The following is an 18,859-nucleotide window of genomic DNA, read 5'->3' as shown; positions in this document are numbered from 1 at the left end:
GGGGAGGGACAGAGCCGCACGGGGGGCGGGGGACCCCGGGGGACAGGGCCGGACAGGCGGGAGGAGGGGTCAGACGGGCAGGGGGAGGAGGCGGCCGGCCACCACGAGGGCCACCTCCTCCGACTCCAGGGCCAATCGCTGGTTCAGCCGGCCGAGGACGTCGCGGAACATCCGGCCGCCGGCCGTGGCGGGCACCACGCCCAGGCCGGTCTCGTCGGAGACGGCCACCACCCGGCGGCGGGTCTGCCGCCAGGCGGCGACCAGCTCGTCGCACCGGGCGGAGACCGCCTCCAGGCCGCCCAGCCCGTCCGCGCCGCCCAGCCCGTCCGCGCCGGCCGTACTGTCCGCGCCGTCCGCGCCGGCCGCACCGTCCGGGTTCTCCGGGGCGTCCGGCCAGGCGTCGCACTCGTCGAAGACCGCGGCCACCCAGGTGCCGAGTCCGTCGACGAGCAGGGACGGTCCCGGGGTCCGCAGCAGGCCGGCGAGGTCGATCGTCTCGGCCGTGTCCCAGTGGGCGGGCCTGCGGTCGCGGTGGGCCCGCACGCGGCTGGCCCACTCGGCGTCGCCGTCGCCGGACGGCCCGGTCGCCACGTAGAGGACCTCGGGTTCGGCCGCCAGCCGCAGCTCGGCCTCGGCCGACTTGCCCGACCGCGCCCCGCCCAGCAGCAGGGTCCGCGGCGGCCGCGGGGCACGGGCGGGCGCGGGCCCGGCGAGGTCGAGGACCGTCCCGTCCGGTACGGCCAGCACCCCCCACAGCGCGGCCCGCCGGGCGAGCTCGGCCTCCGTCGGCACCCGGTGGTCCACGTCCACGGCCACCACGCGCGTCCGCTCGTCCGCCACGCCCCGCCGCCGCATGTCCCCGAGCCGTTCCGGCCGGTCCAGCACGTCCATCAGCACCAGGTCGCAGCGGGCTCCGGGCTCGTCGCCCGGGGCCTCCCGGAGACCGGAGACCGGCGCGGAAGGCGCGGAGGACGAGGCGGGGGAGGCCGTCGCGTCGAGGATCCGTCCGCCGCCGGGGGCGACGAGGACGAGCCCGTCGGCGGTGGCCGCGACCCGGTACCCCGGCGGGAGCGGGCCGCCGTCCACGAGCGGGCCGCCGTCCGCGAGCGGCAGCCGTACGGTGTCGGCGGCCGCGGAGACGACGACCTCGGTGGGGCGGCGGTGACCGGGGGAGAGGCGGGCGCACGAGGCGCACCCGCAGCCCGGGACGGGCCATCCTCCGCCGCGCGCCGTACCGGAGATCAGGACTTTCACCGCCCCAGCGTACGGGCGCGGCCCCGCGATCATGCCGGGGGACGACCGGCGAGGTAGGGTTCGCTGAGCGGTCGAAAGGGCGCCTGCGGCATCGGCGGAAGGAGCGCGGGACATGGCGTGGTACTGGCGTTACGAGGACGCGAACGGCGATCCGGTGACCGTGGAGGCCGTGCCGTCCGAGACGTTCACCAGTCAGGCGGACGCGGAGTCGTGGCTCGGCGAGACGTGGCGGGAACTGCTGGAGGCGGGCGTCGAGAGCGTCAGCCTCATGGAGGGCGACCGCGTGGAGTACGCGCGGATGTCACTGCGCCCGGCCTGAGCCGCGGCCGTCACAGCCGCCACGGCCGGTGATCCGGCGGCGTGCCCGGATGACCGTATGGTCAGGGGGCGCCTCCGGGACGACCGCACCCCGCCTTCCACGAGAACGCTCTCTCCATGAGAAGGCCGGGAAGGCGGGGTGCGGCCGCGGCGGTTACGGGCGCTTCGCGGGGCTGACGGTCTTGGCCGGGTCCCGCTCGACGATCGGGTCGAGGATGTCGTCGATCTTCTTCAGCACCTCGGCGTCCAGCTTCACACCGGACGCCTTGACGTTGTCACGCACCTGCTCGGGCTTGGTCGCGCCGATGATGGCGGAGGCCACGTTCGGGTTCTGCAGCACCCACGCCACCGCGAGCTGGGCCATGCTCAGCCCCAGGTCGCCGGCGATCGGCTTCAGCTCCTGGACGCGGGTGAGCACGTCGTCGGTCAGCATCCGGGAGATGAAGTTGCCGCCGCTCGCGTCGGTGGCCCGGGAGCCGGCCGGCGGCGGCTGACCCGGAAGATACTTGCCGGTGAGCACGCCCTGCGCGATCGGCGACCAGACGACCTGGCTGAGGCCCTCCTTCTCGCAGAGGGGGACGACCTCGGACTCGATGACCCGCCACAGCATCGAGTACTGCGGCTGGTTGGAGACCAGGCGGTCGAAGCCCATCTCGTCGGCGATCTTCAGGGCCCGGCCGATCTGCTCGGCGGTCCACTCGCTGACGCCGACGTAGAGGACCTTGCCCTGCCGTACGAGGTCGTCGAAGGTCTTGAGGGTCTCCTCGAGCGGCGTCTCGTTGTCGAAGCGGTGGGCCTGGTACAGGTCCACGTAGTCGGTCTGCAGGCGGCGCAGCGAGCCGTTGATGGACTCGGTGATGTGCTTGCGGGACAGACCACGGTCGTTCGGGCCGGGGCCGGTGGGCCAGAAGACCTTGGTGAAGATCTCCAGGGACTCGCGGCGGACGCCCTTCAGGGCGCGGCCCAGAACCTCCTCCGCCTTGGTGCCGGCGTAGACGTCGGCGGTGTCGAAAGTGGTGATCCCCTCGTCGAGCGCCGCCTGCACACACGCCTTGGCGGCGTCCTCCTCGACCTGGGAGCCATGGGTGATCCAGTTGCCGTAGCTGATCTCGCTGACCATGAGACCGCTGCGGCCGAGATGCCGAAATTCCATACGCCGACACTAGTAGGTGCCATCTGACCGACTGATTCGGGATACTCTGCCCGGCGTGCTGCGCTTGATCACTTCTCGATGGGTACGGCTCGGCCTCGCGGCCGCCGCGGCGGCGGTGATCGTCGTGGTGATCATGCGTCTGCGGGGCCGTCCGGCCGCTCCCGCCGCGGGCCCGCGACCGGTCCCCGTCCCCGCCTCCCCTCCCGCGCCGGAACCCGGGACGAGGTCCGAGGGGCGGTGGCCTCCCGTCCCGGTCCTCGGCGTCCCCACGGCCGACGATCTGAGGCGCTACGGGTCCGGGACCCGTCTGCCCCGTTTCCTGACCGCGGAACGGCCGCCACGCCGCCCTCTCGACGGCCCGGTCCGGCGCCGCCTGACCCGCTGGGGCGCGGTGGCCGCGGCGCTGGTCCTGATGGCGGCCGGAGCGCAGGCCCTGGAGAGCAACGTCTTCTCGGGGGGAGCCGGGTCGAGGGCGGTGTCCGCGGAGGACCGTGTCTCCGACGTCCCCTACACGCCGGACTGTGAGCCCGGCTGGGGAGCCCTGGTGACCTGCGGGGTCTTCGCGGACGAGTCGTACCCGTACCTGTATCCGGAGGAGGGCCCGGACGGCTTCGGGGGCGATCCGGCGGTCCGCGCCGAGACGTCGGGAGACCCGTACCCCGCGGAGACCGGCTCCCCGGCCGATCAGGCCGGACGGGACGATCAGGCCGGGACAGACGGGAACCCCGTCGCCGCCCCCGACGCCGACTGCCACCCCGAGATCACCCGGCCCCGCGTGCGGACCGTGCCGCCCCGGGTCACCCGGGCGGTGAACCGGCAGTGGGCGCGGATCGAGCGGTGGCTGCGGCGTAACGCGCCGAAGACCTACGCGACCCTCGCGGGGCCCGGCCGGGCACGGACCATCGCGGTCGCCGAGGCGCAGATGGGCCTGCGGTTCCCCGATGACCTGCGGGCCTCCCTGCTGCGGCACGACGGCACCGTCACGGCGGCGGGGCGGCCCTGGGCCTTCGGACTGCTGGGCAACGACCTGATGAGCGTGCGGGAGATCCGCGACACCTGGCGCACGCTGTGCGAGGTCGACGGCACCGACGACATCGCGGATCCGCGGTCGGAGTGGTGGGACGGGCGGATGATCCCGTTCGGCGACGACGGCCTCGGCAACCACCTGGTGGCCGACTCGCTGCTGCGCGACATCGGGGAGCACGACCACGAGGGACAGCTGGACTTCGAGCCCGTGGGCGTCCCGGTCCGCTCCTACCACGCGCTGCTGAAGGCCACCGCCGACGCCCTGGAGACGGGCGGGACCGTCGGGTACTGGGAGCCCGCGGTGGCCGACGGCGAGCTCCACTGGGACGTGCCGGACAGCTGAGCGGCGGGCCGCCGAGGCGCCGTGCCGGACCGCTCGGAGCGGGTACGGCGCGGGCCTGCCCCTGGCGTTCGTGCTCACCGGGGGCAACGTCGTCGAACGCTGCTTCAACCGGCTCAAGCATTTCAAGGGCATCGCGACCCGTTACGACAAGCTCGCCGCCCACTACCGATCAGCCGTGACCATCGCCCGCCTGCCGCTCTGGCTCAGGTGATCCACGAAACAGAGCCCAGGAAGGGGCTCCGCGCCCGCCGGTGCCCACGCCGGCCGCGAGATCGGCTTCGGGCCTCGGTGCGGCCGGCGTCGGGCGGCCCAGCAGTCCCCACAGGACGCGCAGCGCGACGGCGGGGGCCAGGAGCCTGGCGGGCGCGTCGATCAGGTTGAGGACGCGCAGGAACGCCGCCCCCACCACGGGGTCGGTGGTCGCGGCGGCGTGCACCCGGTTGACGTAGGCGTTGACGAAGCGGACCGTCGCCGTGCGCCGCCCCTCGACCCCCGGGAACCGCAGGTCGGTCCCCACCGAGATCGACCAGGGGGCGTCGATGATCCTGGCCGCGCCGCGGAAGAACCGCCGCGCCAGGCCGTCGGCCCCGCGGGTGAGCAGGCGGCGCAGCAGCAGCGCCTCAAGCGCGGCGACCGTCATCCCCTGCCCGTAGACGGGGTTGAAGCTGCACAGGGCGTCGGCCATCACGAGGTAGCCGTCGGGGAAGCGCCGCAGCCGCTCGTAGCGCCGCCGCACGCTGGCCGGGTAGCGCATCCGCACCGGCGCGCTCAGCGGCACCGCCGACCGCACGACCTCGGCGATCTGCGGCGCGGTGAGCGTCGCGGCGTACCGCGCCATGCCCTCGTCGTCGGTGGGCGGCTCCTCACCCAGCATGCCGGACAGGACGACGGCGAACGTGCCGTTCTCCTGCGCGGCCACGATCCCCGCGCGCGGCAGCTCCGGGGTGGCGTTGGTGAAGGCGCCCAGCAGATCGCCGAGATGGTGCGGCTCCCGCCGGTAGGTGCGGGTCACATAGGTGATGCCGACGCGCACCTGCTCCTGCGCGGCGGGCGCGTAGCCCAGCTCCTGCAGCCAGACCGGGCTTCGGGAGCCGCGCCCTCCGGCGTCCACGACCAGGTCGGCGTGGATGACCGACTCCGCGGCCGACGCCGCGTCCCCGGCGCGGGGCCGCACTCGCACGCCTGTGACCCGTCCGGAGCCGGGCGCCGCGACGAGGCCGGTCACCTCGCACCCGGCGACCAGGTTCACGCCGGGCAGCGCCGCCACCCGGGCCCGCACCACGTGTTCGAGGAGCGGCCTGCTGATTCCGAACGCCACCAGGGGGGAGGGCACCCGGCGCATCCGGTAGCCGTCGTTGTACCAGTGGACCTGCTCCTGAAGGTCGATCAGGGGGGCGCCCATGGCGGCCAGCTCCTCCGTCAGGCCGGGGAACAGCTCGTCGAACGCCTCCCTGCCGCGGGCCAGCAGGACGTGGAGCTGCCGGCCCTGCGGCACGCCGCGACGGCTCGCCGCCTCCTCGGGCAGCACGTCACGGTCCACCACCGTGACCTCGGCATGGGTCTCGCTGAGCGCGCGGGCGGCCAGCAGCCCGCCGATGCTCGCGCCGATCACAACCGCCCTGTCGGTCCGCTCCATGCTCAGCACGGTAGGCCGCCGGTCGCCGGCCCGTGTATCGCCCGTTGCTCGGTTGGCGAGCCGTCTTCACACCGCACCGCGAGGTCACCGGCGCGGGCTTGCCCAGAGGCGGCGACAGCGGCCCGGTCTGCCGGCGGACCGGACCGCACGCGGGTACGAGGATCGTCCCCCGGCCGTGGTCGCGGCGCGATTCGAGCAGGCTCTGTTCAAGCGATCCCGTGATCAGGCGATCGCGGGTGGAGAAGGCCGCAGCGAAGTCCGCGTCCTCGAACAGGACGCCCAACGCATCCCGTATACGAATCGCCGGGCTCCCTTGCGGGAAAGCCGCCCGGGCCACCGCCAGAGCGGCGGCCGGGATCCGGTCCGCACCGGCCGAACGCAGCGCCACCCACGACTCCATCCCCGAGCGGGAACAACGAAAGCGGCCCCATGATCACGGATGTGATCATGGGGCCGCTGCTTTTCGATCTACTTCGCCGATGGTGTCCCGGATGAGGAGGGCGGGGCCGTGGTCGCCGGCTTCCGGGGATGGACCGTCGCCCCCGGGGCGCTACTTCTTCGGCGGGACGGGCCTGCCGCCGGGCAGGACGGTGGGCGGCGGGAAGCGCAGCTTGCGGATCTGCAGCGCGCGCATGGCGGCGTAGAAGCCGACACCCCGGACGTTCTCGCCGGGGTACTTCTCCGCCGCGAGCTTCTTGACCCGCCAGGCCACCCAGACCGAGGCCAGCACCACGCCGACCATCATGATCGGCCAGCCGATCGTGACGACGGCGATGTTGACGGCGGTGCGGAAGTCCTGGTCCGGGAAGGGGATCCAGGTGATCAGCAGGACCACCACCATGAACGGCAGGAAGTACTGGCTGACGAGGCGGCGGGAGTCGACCCAGTCGCGGGCGAACTTGCGGACCGGGCCCTGGTCGCGGGCGGGGAGGTAACGCTCCTCGCCGCGCAGCATGCCCTCGCGCGCCTTGACGCGCTCCTTGGCCTGGCGCTCGCGGAGCTGGCGGTAGGCCTCTTTGCGGTCCTTGGGGGCGGTCACCGGCTGGCGGCGGCGGCCCTCGGCGTCGCGGCGCTTGGGTGTGGGACGCCCCTTGCCCGCAGGCTTAGGATCGGAGGCGGAGGCGGGGGAGTCGTCCGCGGTGGTCTGGGTACGTCGGAACACATCGCCAGCCTACCGGGACTGCAACTTAGTGACGCCCCCGTACGTTATGCGTAGGGTGAACCTAGGTGGCCTCCGGTTGTTCTCCCGGGGGGCCGGAGATCACCCGGGAGACCCGATAGCGCATTTGAAGAAGGGGACGGCCGACGCGCATGAGCGTGATGAAGAGACTTTCCATGATCTTCAGGTCCAAGGCGAACAACGCCTTGGACAAGATGGAGGATCCGCGCGAGACCCTCGACTACTCCTACCAGCGGCAGTTGGAGTTGTTGCAGAAGGTGCGCCGGGGGGTCGCCGATGTCGCGACCTCGCGCAAGCGGGTGGAACTGCAGATCAACCAGATCGAGGCCCAGTCCCGCAAGCTTGAGGACCAGGGCCGCAAGGCGCTCAGCGTGGGCCGCGAGGACCTGGCGCGCGAGGCGCTGACCCGCCGCGGTGCCCTGCAGACGCAGATCGCCGACCTGCGGGTCCAGCACGACAACCTCCAGGGTGAGGAGGAGAAGCTCACCACGGCCTCCCACCGCCTGCAGGCCAAGGTCGACTCCTTCCGCACCCGCAAGGAGACCATCAAGGCCACCTACACCGCGGCCGAGGCGCAGACGCGGATCAACGAGGCGTTCTCCGGCATCTCCGAGGAGATGGGCGACGTCGGCCTGGCGATCCAGCGGGCCGAGGACAAGACCGCCTCGATGCAGGCCCGCGCGGGCGCCATCGACGAGCTGCTCGCCAGCGGCGCGCTCGACGACTTCAGCGGCCAGCGCGGCGACGACATCCAGGCCGAGCTCGACCGCATGGGCGGCGGCCGCGACGTGGAGCTGGAGCTCGCCCGGATGAAGGCCGAGCTGGGACAGGCCCCGGCGCCGCAGGGCGCGATCGAGCCCGGCCCGGCCCAGCAGGGCCACGCCCCCTCCCACCAGCAGGCTCCCCAGCAGCAGCAGCATCAGCAGGCCCCCCAGCAGCCGCCCGCGCAGCCGCAGCAGCAGCCGTACGGGCAGCCGACCCAGGAGTACGGCCAGCCGGGGGAGGGCCGATGATCGTCCGCATCATGGGCGAGGGGCAGATCCAGATCGCCCCCGAGGACCTCGAGGTCCTCAACGCGCTCGACGGCCGGCTGGAGGCCGCGATCGAGTCCGGTGACGAGGGCGCCTTCCGGGGCTGCCTGCACGACCTGCTCGACAAGATCCGCCACGTGGGCAAGCCGCTGCCGGACGACAGCCTGGAGTCCTCGGAGCTGATTTTGCCTCCGGCCGACGCTTCCATGGACGAAGTGCGGGAGATGCTCGGGGATGAGGGGCTGATTCCCGGTTAGTTTGTCCATATGACGTCAGCACACACCCGATTTGTCCGAGATAGGGGCCTGACCAGGCGCATGGTCCTGACCATGTTCCTGCTCGGGCTGCTGTACGTCGTGTTCGTGGGCGTGCTGATCTCCTTGGGCGTCCGGGCGGTCGTGGTGCTGCTCATCGCGGGCGGCATCCTGCTGGTGCAGTTCTTCGCCTCCGACCGCATCGCCCTGTTCGCCATGCACGGGCGGGTGGTCGAACCACGGGAGGCCCCCGCCCTGCACGCCCTGGTCGACCGCCTGTGCGCGCTGGCCGACATGCCGAAGCCGCGGGTGGCGATCGCCGACTCGGACGTCCCGAACGCGTTCGCCACCGGCCGCAACCAGCGCACCTCGGTGGTCTGCGTGACGACCGGCCTGATGCGCCGGCTGGACGAGCCGGAGCTGGAGGGCGTCCTCGCCCACGAGATGTCCCACGTGGCCCACCGGGACGTCGCCGTCATGACGATCGCCTCCTTCCTCGGGGTGGTCGCCGGGCTGATGACCCGCCTCGCCCTCTACAGCGGCCTGGGCGGGCGCGCCCGCGACGACCGGGGAGGCCCGCCGGTCGGGCTGATCATCCTGCTGGTGTCGGTCGTGGTGTACGCGGTCAGCTTCCTGCTGATCCGCGCGCTGTCGCGCTACCGCGAGCTGGCGGCCGACCGGGCCGGCGCGCTGCTGACCGGCCGCCCCTCGACGCTGGCGAGCGCGCTCACCAAGATCAGCGGGGACATGGCCCGCATCCCGACCCGCGACCTGCGGGAGGCCGAGCCGTTCAACGCGTTCTTCTTCGCCCCCGCGGTGTCGGGGCGCACGGCCATGGCCGCCCTGCTGGCCACCCACCCGCCGCTGGACCGGCGGCTGGAGCAGCTCGGCAGGATCTCCGCCGAACTGGGCAGGGGGGCGTGACGTGGTGAAACGCTGGTGGGACGCGATGCTGGGCCGTACGGAGCCGGCGCAGCCCGACCTGGACGCACTGTTCGCGCTGCCGTCGGCGGCGGTGACGCTGCAGGCGGCGACCGGCCTGGCTCCGACCGGGAACGGGTCGGTCTGCTTCCGCTCGGCCGAGGGCGAGGCGTTCAACCGGCTGCAGGAGGACGTCGTGGACCTGCTCGCCGCCGGGGACGGCCCGCCGGTCGAGGAGACCCAGGACCCCTACGGCTACACCTGGCTGTTCATGCGCCATTCGCCCGACGGGCTCGGCGAGCTGGTCACCGGCCTGCACGCGGTCAACTCCTCCCTGGAGTCGGCCGGGTTCGGCCCGTCCCTGCTGTGCTCGCTGGTCAGCTTCTCCGCTCCGACCGGCCGGGGCCTGGCGCTGGTCTACCTGTACAAGCGGGGCACCTTCTACCCGTTCGCGCCCCTGTCGGGGCAGCACCGCGACAGCGCACTGGAACTCCAGGTGCGCGCCGCCCTGGATGACGAGCTGCCCATCGAGCCCGATCTCGACCGCTGGTTCCCCCTCTGGGGCGCACCGGGCCTTTAGCGGCGCCCGGCCGAACGGGGGTCTCCGGGTGGGGGCCGCGGCGTACGGAGCCTCCGGCGGAGTCATGGCGCGCTGGGTTCCTCGCGGCGTCACGGCGCGCCGGCCGGACGACGGGAACGCGCCGTAATCTGCTCCTCAAGACATGACAGGGCACGCGGCGGGCTCCCCGGCGGGCCCACCGCCCCGTGGTGCCATGACTTCATGATCAAGATATCTCACGCCCTGGCCGTCGCCGCGACGGCGGCCGCGATCGCCACCGCGGGCATGTGCGGCACGGCCCTGGCCGGCACCGACCCCGGCGCCGGAGCCGCGACCGCACCCGGAACGGCGCGGGCGACGGCGGACGACTACCCTCCGAAGGTCACGGTCACGGGGGAGGGCGAACTGCTCGTCACCCCGGACGTCATGCGGCTGAACGCCGGCGTCGAGGTGCGCGCCGACACGCCGGGACAGGCGTTCTCCGAGGCCCGCCAGGCCGCCGCCAAGCTCACCCAGGCGCTGCTCGACGCGGGCGTCGACCCCAAGGATCTGCGGACCACCGAGCTGTCCCTCGCCCCGGTGTACGACGACTACCCGAAGATCGCCGGGTACCGGGCGGCGCAGGGCGTCGAGGTCGTGGTGCGCGACCTCGACAACGCCGACAAGGTGGTGGACACGATCGTCTCCGTCGGGCCCGAGGCCCGGCTGAACGGCGTCTCCTTCGAGCTCTCCGACAACGGCGCCGCGCTGCGGGCCGCCCGGAACCGGGCGTTCGCCGACGCCAAGGCCCGCGCCCAGCAGTACGCGGGACTGGCCGGCGGCACGCTCGGCGACGTCATCACGATCAGGGAGCAGGACGTCACGCCGCCGCGGCCCATCATGTTCGCCGCCGCCGGGGTCGCCGACCGCAGCTCGATCAGCCCGGGGCAGCAGAACGTCTCCGTGCACGTCCAGGTGGTCTACTCGATGGTGCTCTAGCCGCGGCCCCCGCCGCCCGGGAAGCGGCGGCGGGGGCGTCGTGGCGTTCACCGTCCCCGGTGGACCTGGTGGACCTGGTGGACCTGGTGGACCCGGTGGCCTCGGGAAAGCGGTGCGCGGTCGCGCCGATCGCGTGATCCGGGGTCCCCGGCGACCCGGGGAAGCGGCCCCGGGGACCGTCAGGGCAGTGCGAGCATCCGGTCGAGGGCGACCTTCGCCCAGTGCGCGGTGTCGTCGTCGACCGTGATCTGGTTGACGACCTGACCGGCGGCGAGCGACTCCAGAGCCCACACCAGGTGCGGCAGGTCGATCCGGTTCATCGTCGAGCAGTAGCAGACGGTCCGGTCGAGGAACGTGACGTTCTTGTCGGGGAACATCCGGGCGAGCCTCTTCACCAGGTTCAGCTCGGTGCCCACGGCCCAGGAGGACCCCGCGGGCGCCCGCCGCAGCGTCTCGATGATGTGCTCGGTGGAGCCGACGTGGTCGGCCTTGGTGACCACCTCGTGGCGGCACTCGGGGTGGACCAGCACGTTGACGCCGGGGATGCGCTCCCGGACGTCGTCGACGCACTGCGCGCTGAAGCGGCCGTGCACCGAGCAGTGCCCCTTCCACAGGATCATCTTGGCGTTCGCGAGCTGCTCGGCGGTCAGCCCGCCGTTCGGCCGGTGCGGGTTGTAGACGACGCAGTCGTCCAGGGACAGGCCCATCTCCAGCACCGCGGTGTTGCGCCCCAGGTGCTGGTCGGGCAGGAAGAGCACCTTCTCCCCCCGGGAGAAGGCCCAGTCGAGGGCGCGCCGGGCGTTGGAGGAGGTGCAGACGGCGCCGCCGTTGCGCCCGCAGAACGCCTTGATGTCGGCGCTGGAGTTCATGTAGGTGACCGGGACGGTGACGTCGGCGATCCCGGCGTCCTGCAGCGCCTCCCAGCACTCCTCGACCTGGTCGAAGGTGGCCATGTCGGCCATGGAGCAGCCGGCGGCGAGGTCGGGTAGGACGACCTGCTGCGCGTCGGAGGTGAGGATGTCGGCCGACTCGGCCATGAAGTGGACGCCGCAGAAGACGATGTACTCGGCGCCGGGCCGGGCCGCGGCCTCGCGGGCCAGCTTGAACGAGTCGCCGGTCACGTCGGCGAACTGGATGACCTCGTCACGCTGGTAGTGGTGGCCCAGCACGAAGACCCGCTCGCCCAGCGCGGCCTTGGCCCGGCGGGCCCGCTCCACCAGCGCCGGGTCGGACGCGGGCGGCAGCTCGCCGGGGCAGTCGACACCGCGCTCGCTGTGCGGGTCGGTTTCCCTGCCGAGGACGAAGAGCGGAAGGCCGGTCTCGGTGGTCGTCACGACCACCACCCCCTTATCGTCGAAGTGACGACTAATGATGACACACGGCCGGGGGTTTTTGTTCCCGGGGGAGCCGATCGGGGTGAACGTCCTGATCGGAGGGGGCATGGCCGTACGGGTGGGGTCCCCGGCGGGCCCGGGGTCACGGCGACCGGCCGGGCCGCGTGGCGGCCATGTCGCGGCCGTATCTCCGCGGTGTCGCGGCGGTGTCGCGGCCGTGCGGGGGAGGGTTCGCGCGGGCCGGCGAGCCCGTTCACGGCGCGCCGGCGCCGGGAGGGCGGGCCCGCAGGAATGTGTAGGCCCGCGCGGGTGTTGGTAGCGTCTTAGTAGGACGTCAGAAACAGACAACCGTCTCGAACGGGCGGTTGACGTAGACGCGGGAGTCACCAACATGTCGGTTGAGAGCAGCGAGACCACGGCGCAGGGCCTGATCCTCAGTGACGCCGCCGCCGCCAAGGTCAAGAGCCTGCTGGAGCAGCAGGGCGAGGAGGGGCTCCAGCTGCGCGTGGCCGTGCAGCCCGGCGGCTGTTCCGGCCTGCGCTACCAGCTCTTCTTCGACGACCGTTCGATGGACGGCGACGTCGTCTCCGACTTCAACGGGGTCGGTGTGGTCACCGACCGGATGAGCGCCCCCTACCTCATGGGCGCGACGATCGACTTCGTCGACACGATTGAGAAGCAGGGCTTCACGATCGACAACCCCAACGCCACGGGTTCGTGCGCCTGCGGCGACTCTTTCAACTAGTCGCAATACGATGGCCCCGCCGGGTGAGCTGACCCACCCGGCGGGGCCGTCGTGTGTCCGCATGCTTGAAGTCGTGTGTCCGCACGCTTGATGTCAGTGTGTTCACATGCCCGAAGTCGTGTGTCCGCACGCCTGATGTCAGGGTGTCCGCATGCCCGATGTCAGGGTGTCCGCACGCCTGTACGGCCCGCCCCCACGACCATCTTCCTGATGCCGACAACGAGGAGAAGAACCCCGTGCGCATCGCCGTCACCGGTTCCATCGCGACCGACCATCTGATGACCTTCCCGGGGCGTTTCAGCGACCAGCTGATCGCCGGCCAGCTCGACCGGGTGTCCCTGTCGTTCCTCGTGGACGACCTGCAGATCCGCCGTGGCGGCTGCGCGGCCAACATCGCCTTCGGCATGGGGTGCCTCGGCCTTCGGCCCGTCCTCGTCGGCGCGGTCGGCGCCGACTTCGCCGACTACCGGTCCTGGCTGGAGCGGCACGGCGTCGACTGTGACTCCGTGCACACCTCCGAGCTGCACCACACGGCCCGGTTCCTGTGCACCACCGACGACGACCACAACCAGATCGCCTCGTTCTACACCGGCGCGATGGCCGAGGCCCGGCTGATCGAGCTCGGCCCGATCGGCGAGCGGCTCGGCGGCCTCGACCTCGTCCTGGTCGGCCCGAACGACCCCGAGGCGATGCTGCGGCACACCGAGGAGGCCCGCCGGCGCGGCATCCCCTTCGCCGCGGACTTCTCCCAGCAGATCGCCCGCATGTCCGGCGACGACATCCGCCCGCTGCTGGACGGCGCCGCCTACCTGTTCAGCAACGACTACGAGAAGGGCATGATCGAGCAGAAGACCGGGCTGTCCGCCGACGAGGTCCTCGACCGCGTCGAGGTCCGCGTCACCACGCTCGGCCCCAAGGGCGTCGCGATCGAGCGCAGGGGCGAGCCGGTCCTGCACGTCCCCGCCGTTCCCGAGCTGGGCAAGGCCGACCCCACCGGCGTCGGCGACGGCTTCCGCGCCGGATTCCTGGCCGGCCTGGCCTGGGGTCTGTCCCTGGAGCGCTGCGGCCAGCTCGGCAACCTCACCGCCACCCACGTCCTGGAGCACGTCGGCGGGCAGGAGTACCGCCTCGGCCAGCGGGTCTTCCTCGACCGCTTCGCCGCCGCCTACGGCTCCGAGGCCGCCGACGAGATCTCCAGCCACGTGCGCTGCCACCACCCCTAGGTGCTGTTTTGTGGATCTTCGCCGTGGCGAGGATCGGTCAGGTGGTTCCTCGCAAGGCGGAGGAGGAGGCCATAGCGGAGCTATGGGTGACGACGACAACGCGGCGAGGGGCCGCCTGACCGACCGCAGTAGGCGTAAAGATCCACAAAACAGCACCTAGCGCCTGCCTCGCGGATCACCCCGTGGCGGGCGGGGTGATCCGCGGACGGGGCCCGGCGTGCAGTACGGCCCGGCGGGTGTACGGCACGGCGGCGGACGGCCCGTGCCGGGCCGGGCGGCTCAGTAGTTGCGCCGCACGTGGATGGCCCAGCCGCCCGTGGGAAGCTCGTGGCTGGCCACGTGGTGGTGCGACTTGAGCCGGCACCAGGCCGGGATGTCGGTGAACGCCGCGGGATCGTCGGCGAGGACCGACACGATCGCCTCACGCGGGACGTCGTTGATCTGCTGGGCGAGCATGATGATCGGAATCGGGCACTTCTTGCCCAGCGCGTCGATGGTCAGCGCCGGGGTCTGCCCGGCCCCCTCCGTGGTCGTCTGGCCGGCCGTCATGGCAACTTCACTCCCCGAAGAATGGTCGGTCACGGCTGCATCCCCGCTTCCTCGCGGATCCTCTTCACCACGTCCGGCAGGACGGCGAGGAAGCGGTCGACGTCCGCCGCGGAGGCCCCCCGGGGCAGCGACACCCGGAGGTTCCCGTGTGTCAGCACCCCCATGGCCTCCAGGACATGCGACGGGCGAAGCGTGCTCGCCGTACACGAACTGCCGGACGACACGGCGAACCCCGCCCTATCCAACTCTGTCAACAGTGCCTCGCCGTCCACGTAAAGACACGAAAAGGTGACGATGTGCGGGGCGCGGGCCACGGGGTCGCCGATGACCTCGACGTCCGGCACGATCCTCGGCACCTCGCTCCTGATCCGGTCCACGAGCGCGGAGAGGCGGGCCGACTCCCGGGCCGCGTCGGCGGCGGCGGCCCGCAGCGCGACGCCCGCGGCGATGATCGCCGGCACGTTCTCGAAACCCGGGACCCGCCGCCGCTCCCGGTCGTCCTCCGGCAGCGGGGAACGCCACCGGACGCCCTTGCGGACCGCCAGCACCCCGACCCCGGCCGGGCCGCCCCACTTGTGCGCGCTCGCGGTCAGCACCGACCAGCCGGCCGGCACCGGCATCCGGCCGACGGTCTGCGCGGCGTCCACCAGCAGCGGCACGCCCGCCTCGGCGCACGCCGCGGCGGCCTCGGCCACCGGTTGTGAGGTTCCCACCTCGTGGTTGGCGCTCTGCAGGCAGGCCAGGGCGGTGTCCCCGGCGCCGACGGCCGAGGCGAAGGCGGCCGGATCGACCGCGCCCGCCCGGTTCACGCCGACCGTCTCGACGGTTCCGCCGTCGCGCTCGTGCAGCGCGGCGGCGTGCAGCACCGCGGAGTGCTCCACCGCGGAGACCACCAGGCGGCGGCCCGCCCTGCGGCGGCCGGACAGCGCGCCGAGCACGCCCAGATGCGCCGCCTGGGTGCCGGAGGCGGTGAAGGAGACCTCGTCGGGCCGGGCGCCGATCGCCTCGGCGACCTCGGCGCGCGCCTGTTCCAGTAACATCCTTGCGCGGCGGGCTGAGCCGTACAGCCGCGCCGGGTCGGCCCAGCCGGCGTCGAGCGCCGCGATCAGCGCCTCGCGCGCCTGGGGGTGCAGCGGTTCGGTGGAGGCCGCGTCGAAGTACGCCATTCCTCAATCGTCGCACCGCCCGGTGGAACCGGGGGCTGCGCGGGGGGGCGAGGTGAGTCCGCGCTAATGTGTCCCCCAGCGTGAAGCTGTGAACTACGAGTTGTTAATACGAACAAACGACCGCCCAGGAGTGACTTCTGGGCTTCATCTGTGGGGTAGGCGATCCGTGAGTCCGACCCGCCGTTCTGCACGGCGTCCGTTGGCCCGCCGCCGGGTGCCACGCGCTGCCGCTCTGGCGCTGCTGCTGGTTTCCGTGACGGCGTGCAGTGCCGATGAGTGGAAGCGCGCCGGCATGCCCGTCGGCATCACCAAGCAGGCCGAAACGGTCCAGAGTCTGTGGAACGGATCCTGGATCGCCGCTCTCGCCACCGGTGTGGTCGTGTGGGGCCTGATCCTGTGGTCCGCGGCCTTCCACCGCAAGAGGAAGAACTCGAAGGAGGAGCTGCCTCCCCAGGTCCGCTACAACCTCCCGATCGAGATCCTCTACACGGTGGTCCCGATCATCATGGTCGGCGTGTTCTTCTACTTCACCGCCCGGGACGAGACCTACATCGACCAGATGTCCGGCAAGCCCGACGTGAAGGTGAAGGTCGAGGCGTTCCAGTGGAGCTGGCGCTTCACCACCGACTACAACGGCAAGCAGGTGGAGGTCGTCGGCCGGCCGGTCGCCGACTACACCAAGGGCCCCCAGCTGGTGCTCCCGGTGGACAAGAAGGTCGAGTTCGACCTGCACTCGCCGGACGTCATCCACTCCTTCTGGGTGCCGGCCTTCCACTTCAAGCGTGACGTGATCCCGGGCGTGGACAACAAGTTCGAGGTCGACACGCTGAACAAGCCCGCCGTCTACGCCGGCCGTTGCGCCGAGCTGTGCGGTGTGGACCACAGTCGCATGCTCTTCTCGGTGAAGCTCGTCCCCCAGGCCGAGTTCGACCAGTACGTCGCTAGTCAGGCGGGTGCCCAGTGACCGCACTTAACGAACCCCTCACCTCCGTCCCGGTGCCGGACCGCAAGGGCTCCGTCATCGCGAAGTGGTTGTCCTCCACCGATCACAAGATCATTGGGCACCTCTATCTGATCACTTCGTTCGCGTTCTTCCTGATCGGCGGCGTGATGGCGCTGATCATGCGGGCGGAGCTGGCTCAGCCGGGTCTGCAGGTCACCACCAACGAGCAGTTCAACCAGCTGTTCACCATGCACGGCACGGTGATGCTGCTCATGTTCGCCACGCCGCTGTTCGCCGGATTCGCCAACGAGCTGATGCCGCTGCAGATCGGCGCGCCCGACGTGGCCTTCCCCCGGCTGAACATGGTGAGCTACTGGCTGTTCACCTTCGGCAGCCTCATCGCCCTGTCGGGCTTCCTCACCCCTGGCGGCGCCGCCGACTTCGGCTGGTTCGCCTACACCCCGCTGTCGAACGCGATCAGCTCGCCCGGCGTCGGCGGCGACCTGTGGATCTGCGGCCTGGCCATCTCCGGTCTGGGCACGATCCTCGGCGCGGTGAACTTCATCACCACGATCGTCACCATGCGCGCCCCCGGCATGACCATGTTCCGCATGCCGCTGTTCACCTGGAACATCCTCCTCACCTCGATCCTGGTGCTGATGGCCTTCCCGGTGCTCGCCGCCGCCCTGCTGGCCCTGGAGGCCGACCGCAAGCTCGGCGCGCAGATCTTCGCCTCCGAGACCGGTGGGCCGATCCTGTGGCAGCACCTGTTCTGGTTCTTCGGCCATCCCGAGGTGTACATCATCGCGCTGCCGTTCTTCGGCATCGTGACCGAGGTCATCCCGGTCTTCAGCCGCAAGCCGCTGTTCGGCTACATCGGCCTGGTCGGCGCGACCATCGTCATCGCCGGCCTGTCGATCACCGTGTGGGCGCACCACATGTTCCCGACCGGCCAGGTGCTGCTGCCGTTCTTCTCGTTCATGACGTTCCTCATCGCGGTCCCCACCGGGGTGAAGTTCTTCAACTGGATCGGCACCATGTGGCGGGGCCACCTGTCGTTCGAGTCGCCGATGCTGTTCGCGGTCGGCTTCCTGGTCACCTTCCTCTTCGGCGGTCTGACCGGCGTCATCCTCGCCTCGCCGCCGCTGGACTTCCAGGTCTCGGACTCCTACTTCGTGGTGGCGCACTTCCACTACGTCGTCTTCGGCACCGTGGTCTTCGCGATGTTCTCCGGCTTCTACTTCTGGTGGCCGAAGTTCACCGGCAAGATGCTGGACGACCGGCTGGGCAAGTGGCACTTCTGGACGCTGTTCATCGGCTTCCACACCACCTTCCTGGTGCAGCACTGGCTGGGCGCCGAGGGCTTCCCGCGCCGCTACGCCGACTACAGCCCGATCGACGGCTTCACCGACCTGAACATGATCTCCTCGGTCGGAGCCTTCATCCTCGGCGCCTCCACGCTGCCGTTCCTCTACAACGTCTGGAAGACGGCCAAGTACGCGCCGAAGGTCACGGTGGACGACCCGTGGGGTTACGGCAACTCCCTGGAGTGGGCGACCTCCTGCCCGCCGCCGCGGCACAACTTCACCTCGCTGCCGCGCATCCGCTCCGAGCGTCCGGCGTTCGACCTCAAGTACCCGCACGTGACCGCGCCTCGTGAGCTGGAGGACGCCCGATGAAGGTTCAGGGCTGGTTGTTCATCCTCTGCGGCGTCTTCTTCGCCGCGGTGGACGTCGTCTACTGGTACTGGTCCAAGGAGCCGGTCGGCACGACGGCGATGGCCATCTCGGTCGGCTTCGCCTTCATGATCGGCTACTACCTGATGTACACCGCCCGCCGCATCGGCGACCAGCCCGAGGACGACAAGCAGGGCGAGATCGCCGACGGCGCCGGGGAGCTGGGCTTCTTCAGCCCGCACAGCTGGTGGCCGCTGTTCGTCTGCCTGGCCGTCGCGCTCACCGCGGTCGGCCTGGTCATCGGCTGGTGGCTGTTCATGATCGGCGTCTTCGCGGTCATCATGAGCATGATCGGCTTCGTCTTCGAGTACTACCGGGGGCACTTCTCCCACTGACCGGCCCCGCCGGTCTCCGCCCTCACGGGGTCCCCGCCGCGGCGAGGGCCCCGCGGGACATCCGAAAGCGGACCACGGAAAGTTTCCGTGGTCCGCTTTTTGGCGTTTGTTAGCTGCACAAGCCGGATGTCCTCCGTAGTGATCCCCTTACTCCGGGTAATAACTGAATTAGTGG

The 18,859-nt window shown here is 71.4% G+C and carries 19 protein-coding genes and 1 pseudogene; 13 read left to right on the top strand and 7 right to left on the bottom strand.

Annotation, left to right across the window (positions count from 1 at the left end):
* Positions 1 to 69 precede the first annotated feature (69 nt).
* A complete protein-coding gene (locus AB0D67_RS35390) occupies positions 70 to 1,254 on the bottom strand; it encodes a bifunctional adenosylcobinamide kinase/adenosylcobinamide-phosphate guanylyltransferase (RefSeq protein ID WP_362945661.1) in 1,185 nt (394 codons plus the stop codon).
* Between the two features lie 112 nt (positions 1,255 to 1,366).
* Between AB0D67_RS35390 and AB0D67_RS35385 the strand changes: the two genes are divergently transcribed.
* On the top strand, positions 1,367 to 1,573 hold the full coding sequence (locus tag AB0D67_RS35385; protein ID WP_362945658.1) for a hypothetical protein: 207 nt from the start codon (positions 1,367 to 1,369) through the stop codon (positions 1,571 to 1,573).
* 153 nt (positions 1,574 to 1,726) lie between these two features.
* On the opposite strand, the gene AB0D67_RS35380 is transcribed toward AB0D67_RS35385, so the two are convergent.
* Entirely contained in the window at positions 1,727 to 2,725 is a 999-nt protein-coding gene (locus tag AB0D67_RS35380) for an aldo/keto reductase family protein (protein WP_362945655.1), read from the bottom strand.
* A 55-nt stretch (positions 2,726 to 2,780) separates the two neighbouring features.
* Between AB0D67_RS35380 and AB0D67_RS35375 the strand changes: the two genes are divergently transcribed.
* Together AB0D67_RS35375 and AB0D67_RS35370 are read left to right on the top strand one after the other, a co-directional pair.
* Positions 2,781 to 4,094, top strand: coding sequence for an SMI1/KNR4 family protein (locus AB0D67_RS35375; protein ID WP_362945653.1), 1,314 nt, complete (start codon positions 2,781 to 2,783; stop codon positions 4,092 to 4,094).
* Positions 4,095 to 4,179: 85 nt separating this feature from the next.
* Positions 4,180 to 4,305: pseudogene (locus tag AB0D67_RS35370) on the top strand (IS5/IS1182 family transposase); the annotation flags it as partial.
* Here AB0D67_RS35370 and AB0D67_RS35365 read toward each other — a convergent pair.
* Both AB0D67_RS35365 and AB0D67_RS35360 read right to left on the bottom strand, forming a co-directional pair.
* Positions 4,264 to 5,730 carry an FAD-binding monooxygenase gene (locus AB0D67_RS35365; protein ID WP_362945650.1) on the bottom strand — a complete coding sequence of 489 codons (1,467 nt, stop codon included), beginning with the start codon at positions 5,728 to 5,730 and terminating at the stop codon, positions 4,264 to 4,266. The pseudogene AB0D67_RS35370 and the gene AB0D67_RS35365 overlap by 42 nt on opposite strands.
* A gap of 550 nt (positions 5,731 to 6,280) precedes the next feature.
* Positions 6,281 to 6,892 carry a DUF3043 domain-containing protein gene (locus tag AB0D67_RS35360; RefSeq protein ID WP_362945648.1) on the bottom strand — a complete coding sequence of 204 codons (612 nt, stop codon included), beginning with the start codon at positions 6,890 to 6,892 and terminating at the stop codon, positions 6,281 to 6,283.
* A 149-nt stretch (positions 6,893 to 7,041) separates the two neighbouring features.
* On the opposite strand from AB0D67_RS35360, the gene AB0D67_RS35355 reads away from it, so the two are divergent.
* The 5 genes from AB0D67_RS35355 to AB0D67_RS35335 all read left to right on the top strand — a co-directional run bounded on the left by AB0D67_RS35355 (position 7,042) and on the right by AB0D67_RS35335 (position 10,653).
* Positions 7,042 to 7,923 carry a PspA/IM30 family protein gene (locus AB0D67_RS35355; RefSeq protein ID WP_362945647.1) on the top strand — a complete coding sequence of 294 codons (882 nt, stop codon included), beginning with the start codon at positions 7,042 to 7,044 and terminating at the stop codon, positions 7,921 to 7,923.
* On the top strand, positions 7,920 to 8,198 hold the full coding sequence (locus AB0D67_RS35350) for a hypothetical protein (protein WP_362945645.1): 279 nt from the start codon (positions 7,920 to 7,922) through the stop codon (positions 8,196 to 8,198). The genes AB0D67_RS35355 and AB0D67_RS35350 overlap by 4 nt, the downstream gene beginning before the upstream one ends.
* Before the next feature lie 9 nt (positions 8,199 to 8,207).
* A complete protein-coding gene (htpX, locus tag AB0D67_RS35345; RefSeq protein ID WP_362945642.1) occupies positions 8,208 to 9,119 on the top strand; it encodes a zinc metalloprotease HtpX in 912 nt (303 codons plus the stop codon).
* Positions 9,120 to 9,144: 25 nt separating this feature from the next.
* Positions 9,145 to 9,696, top strand: a complete 552-nt coding sequence (locus AB0D67_RS35340; protein ID WP_362945666.1) for a hypothetical protein — start codon at positions 9,145 to 9,147, stop codon at positions 9,694 to 9,696.
* Between the two features lie 201 nt (positions 9,697 to 9,897).
* Positions 9,898 to 10,653 (top strand): SIMPL domain-containing protein, encoded by a 756-nt coding sequence (locus AB0D67_RS35335; protein WP_362945639.1) that lies wholly within the window; start codon positions 9,898 to 9,900, stop codon positions 10,651 to 10,653.
* 179 nt (positions 10,654 to 10,832) lie between these two features.
* Here AB0D67_RS35335 and nadA read toward each other — a convergent pair whose 3' ends face one another.
* Positions 10,833 to 11,987: a quinolinate synthase NadA gene (gene nadA, locus AB0D67_RS35330; RefSeq protein ID WP_362945636.1), complete on the bottom strand. Its 1,155-nt coding sequence runs from the start codon at positions 11,985 to 11,987 to the stop codon at positions 10,833 to 10,835.
* A gap of 391 nt (positions 11,988 to 12,378) precedes the next feature.
* On the opposite strand from nadA, the gene erpA reads away from it, so the two are divergent.
* Together erpA and AB0D67_RS35320 are read left to right on the top strand one after the other, a co-directional pair.
* Positions 12,379 to 12,732: an iron-sulfur cluster insertion protein ErpA gene (gene erpA / locus AB0D67_RS35325; protein WP_362945633.1), complete on the top strand. Its 354-nt coding sequence runs from the start codon at positions 12,379 to 12,381 to the stop codon at positions 12,730 to 12,732.
* A gap of 236 nt (positions 12,733 to 12,968) precedes the next feature.
* Positions 12,969 to 13,955: a carbohydrate kinase family protein gene (locus AB0D67_RS35320; protein WP_362945631.1), complete on the top strand. Its 987-nt coding sequence runs from the start codon at positions 12,969 to 12,971 to the stop codon at positions 13,953 to 13,955.
* Between the two features lie 279 nt (positions 13,956 to 14,234).
* On the opposite strand, the gene AB0D67_RS35315 is transcribed toward AB0D67_RS35320, so the two are convergent.
* Positions 14,235 to 14,504: a sulfurtransferase TusA family protein gene (locus tag AB0D67_RS35315; protein ID WP_362945629.1), complete on the bottom strand. Its 270-nt coding sequence runs from the start codon at positions 14,502 to 14,504 to the stop codon at positions 14,235 to 14,237.
* 29 nt (positions 14,505 to 14,533) lie between these two features.
* The gene (locus tag AB0D67_RS35310; protein WP_362945627.1) at positions 14,534 to 15,670 is read right to left on the bottom strand and encodes an aminotransferase class V-fold PLP-dependent enzyme; all 1,137 of its coding nucleotides are present in this window, start codon (positions 15,668 to 15,670) and stop codon (positions 14,534 to 14,536) included.
* A 292-nt stretch (positions 15,671 to 15,962) separates the two neighbouring features.
* Between AB0D67_RS35310 and coxB the strand changes: the two genes are divergently transcribed.
* Genes coxB through AB0D67_RS35295 form a run of 3 tightly spaced genes read left to right on the top strand, consistent with a single transcriptional unit; the run spans position 15,963 to position 18,684 of the window.
* Complete coding sequence (gene coxB / locus AB0D67_RS35305) at positions 15,963 to 16,634, top strand: cytochrome c oxidase subunit II (protein WP_362945625.1); 672 nt, start codon at positions 15,963 to 15,965, stop codon at positions 16,632 to 16,634.
* Positions 16,631 to 18,292 carry a cytochrome c oxidase subunit I gene (gene ctaD / locus AB0D67_RS35300; RefSeq protein WP_362945623.1) on the top strand — a complete coding sequence of 554 codons (1,662 nt, stop codon included), beginning with the start codon at positions 16,631 to 16,633 and terminating at the stop codon, positions 18,290 to 18,292. Before coxB ends, ctaD begins: the two co-directional genes overlap by 4 nt.
* Positions 18,289 to 18,684 (top strand): cytochrome c oxidase subunit 4, encoded by a 396-nt coding sequence (locus AB0D67_RS35295; protein WP_189244589.1) that lies wholly within the window; start codon positions 18,289 to 18,291, stop codon positions 18,682 to 18,684. The genes ctaD and AB0D67_RS35295 overlap by 4 nt, the downstream gene beginning before the upstream one ends.
* Positions 18,685 to 18,859: the final 175 nt, after the last annotated feature.

The sequence above is a fragment of the Streptosporangium sp. NPDC048047 genome (genome assembly GCF_040653115.1).
In the GTDB taxonomy this organism is placed as follows: Bacteria; Actinomycetota; Actinomycetes; order Streptosporangiales; family Streptosporangiaceae; genus Streptosporangium.
This window is presented reverse-complemented; position numbering and strand designations above follow the sequence as displayed.

Coding starts and splice junctions, on each gene's coding strand:
- AB0D67_RS35385 (WP_362945658.1), top strand. CDS start 1,367: ATGGCGTGGTACTGGCGTTACGAGGACGCGAACGGCGATCCGGTGACC.
- AB0D67_RS35380 (WP_362945655.1), bottom strand. CDS start 2,725: ATGGAATTTCGGCATCTCGGCCGCAGCGGTCTCATGGTCAGCGAGATC.
- AB0D67_RS35365 (WP_362945650.1), bottom strand. CDS start 5,730: ATGGAGCGGACCGACAGGGCGGTTGTGATCGGCGCGAGCATCGGCGGG.
- AB0D67_RS35355 (WP_362945647.1), top strand. CDS start 7,042: ATGAGCGTGATGAAGAGACTTTCCATGATCTTCAGGTCCAAGGCGAAC.
- AB0D67_RS35350 (WP_362945645.1), top strand. CDS start 7,920: ATGATCGTCCGCATCATGGGCGAGGGGCAGATCCAGATCGCCCCCGAG.
- htpX (WP_362945642.1), top strand. CDS start 8,208: ATGACGTCAGCACACACCCGATTTGTCCGAGATAGGGGCCTGACCAGG.
- AB0D67_RS35340 (WP_362945666.1), top strand. CDS start 9,145: ATGCTGGGCCGTACGGAGCCGGCGCAGCCCGACCTGGACGCACTGTTC.
- AB0D67_RS35335 (WP_362945639.1), top strand. CDS start 9,898: ATGATCAAGATATCTCACGCCCTGGCCGTCGCCGCGACGGCGGCCGCG.
- erpA (WP_362945633.1), top strand. CDS start 12,379: ATGTCGGTTGAGAGCAGCGAGACCACGGCGCAGGGCCTGATCCTCAGT.
- AB0D67_RS35315 (WP_362945629.1), bottom strand. CDS start 14,504: ATGACGGCCGGCCAGACGACCACGGAGGGGGCCGGGCAGACCCCGGCG.
- AB0D67_RS35310 (WP_362945627.1), bottom strand. CDS start 15,670: ATGGCGTACTTCGACGCGGCCTCCACCGAACCGCTGCACCCCCAGGCG.
- coxB (WP_362945625.1), top strand. CDS start 15,963: ATGCCCGTCGGCATCACCAAGCAGGCCGAAACGGTCCAGAGTCTGTGG.
- AB0D67_RS35295 (WP_189244589.1), top strand. CDS start 18,289: ATGAAGGTTCAGGGCTGGTTGTTCATCCTCTGCGGCGTCTTCTTCGCC.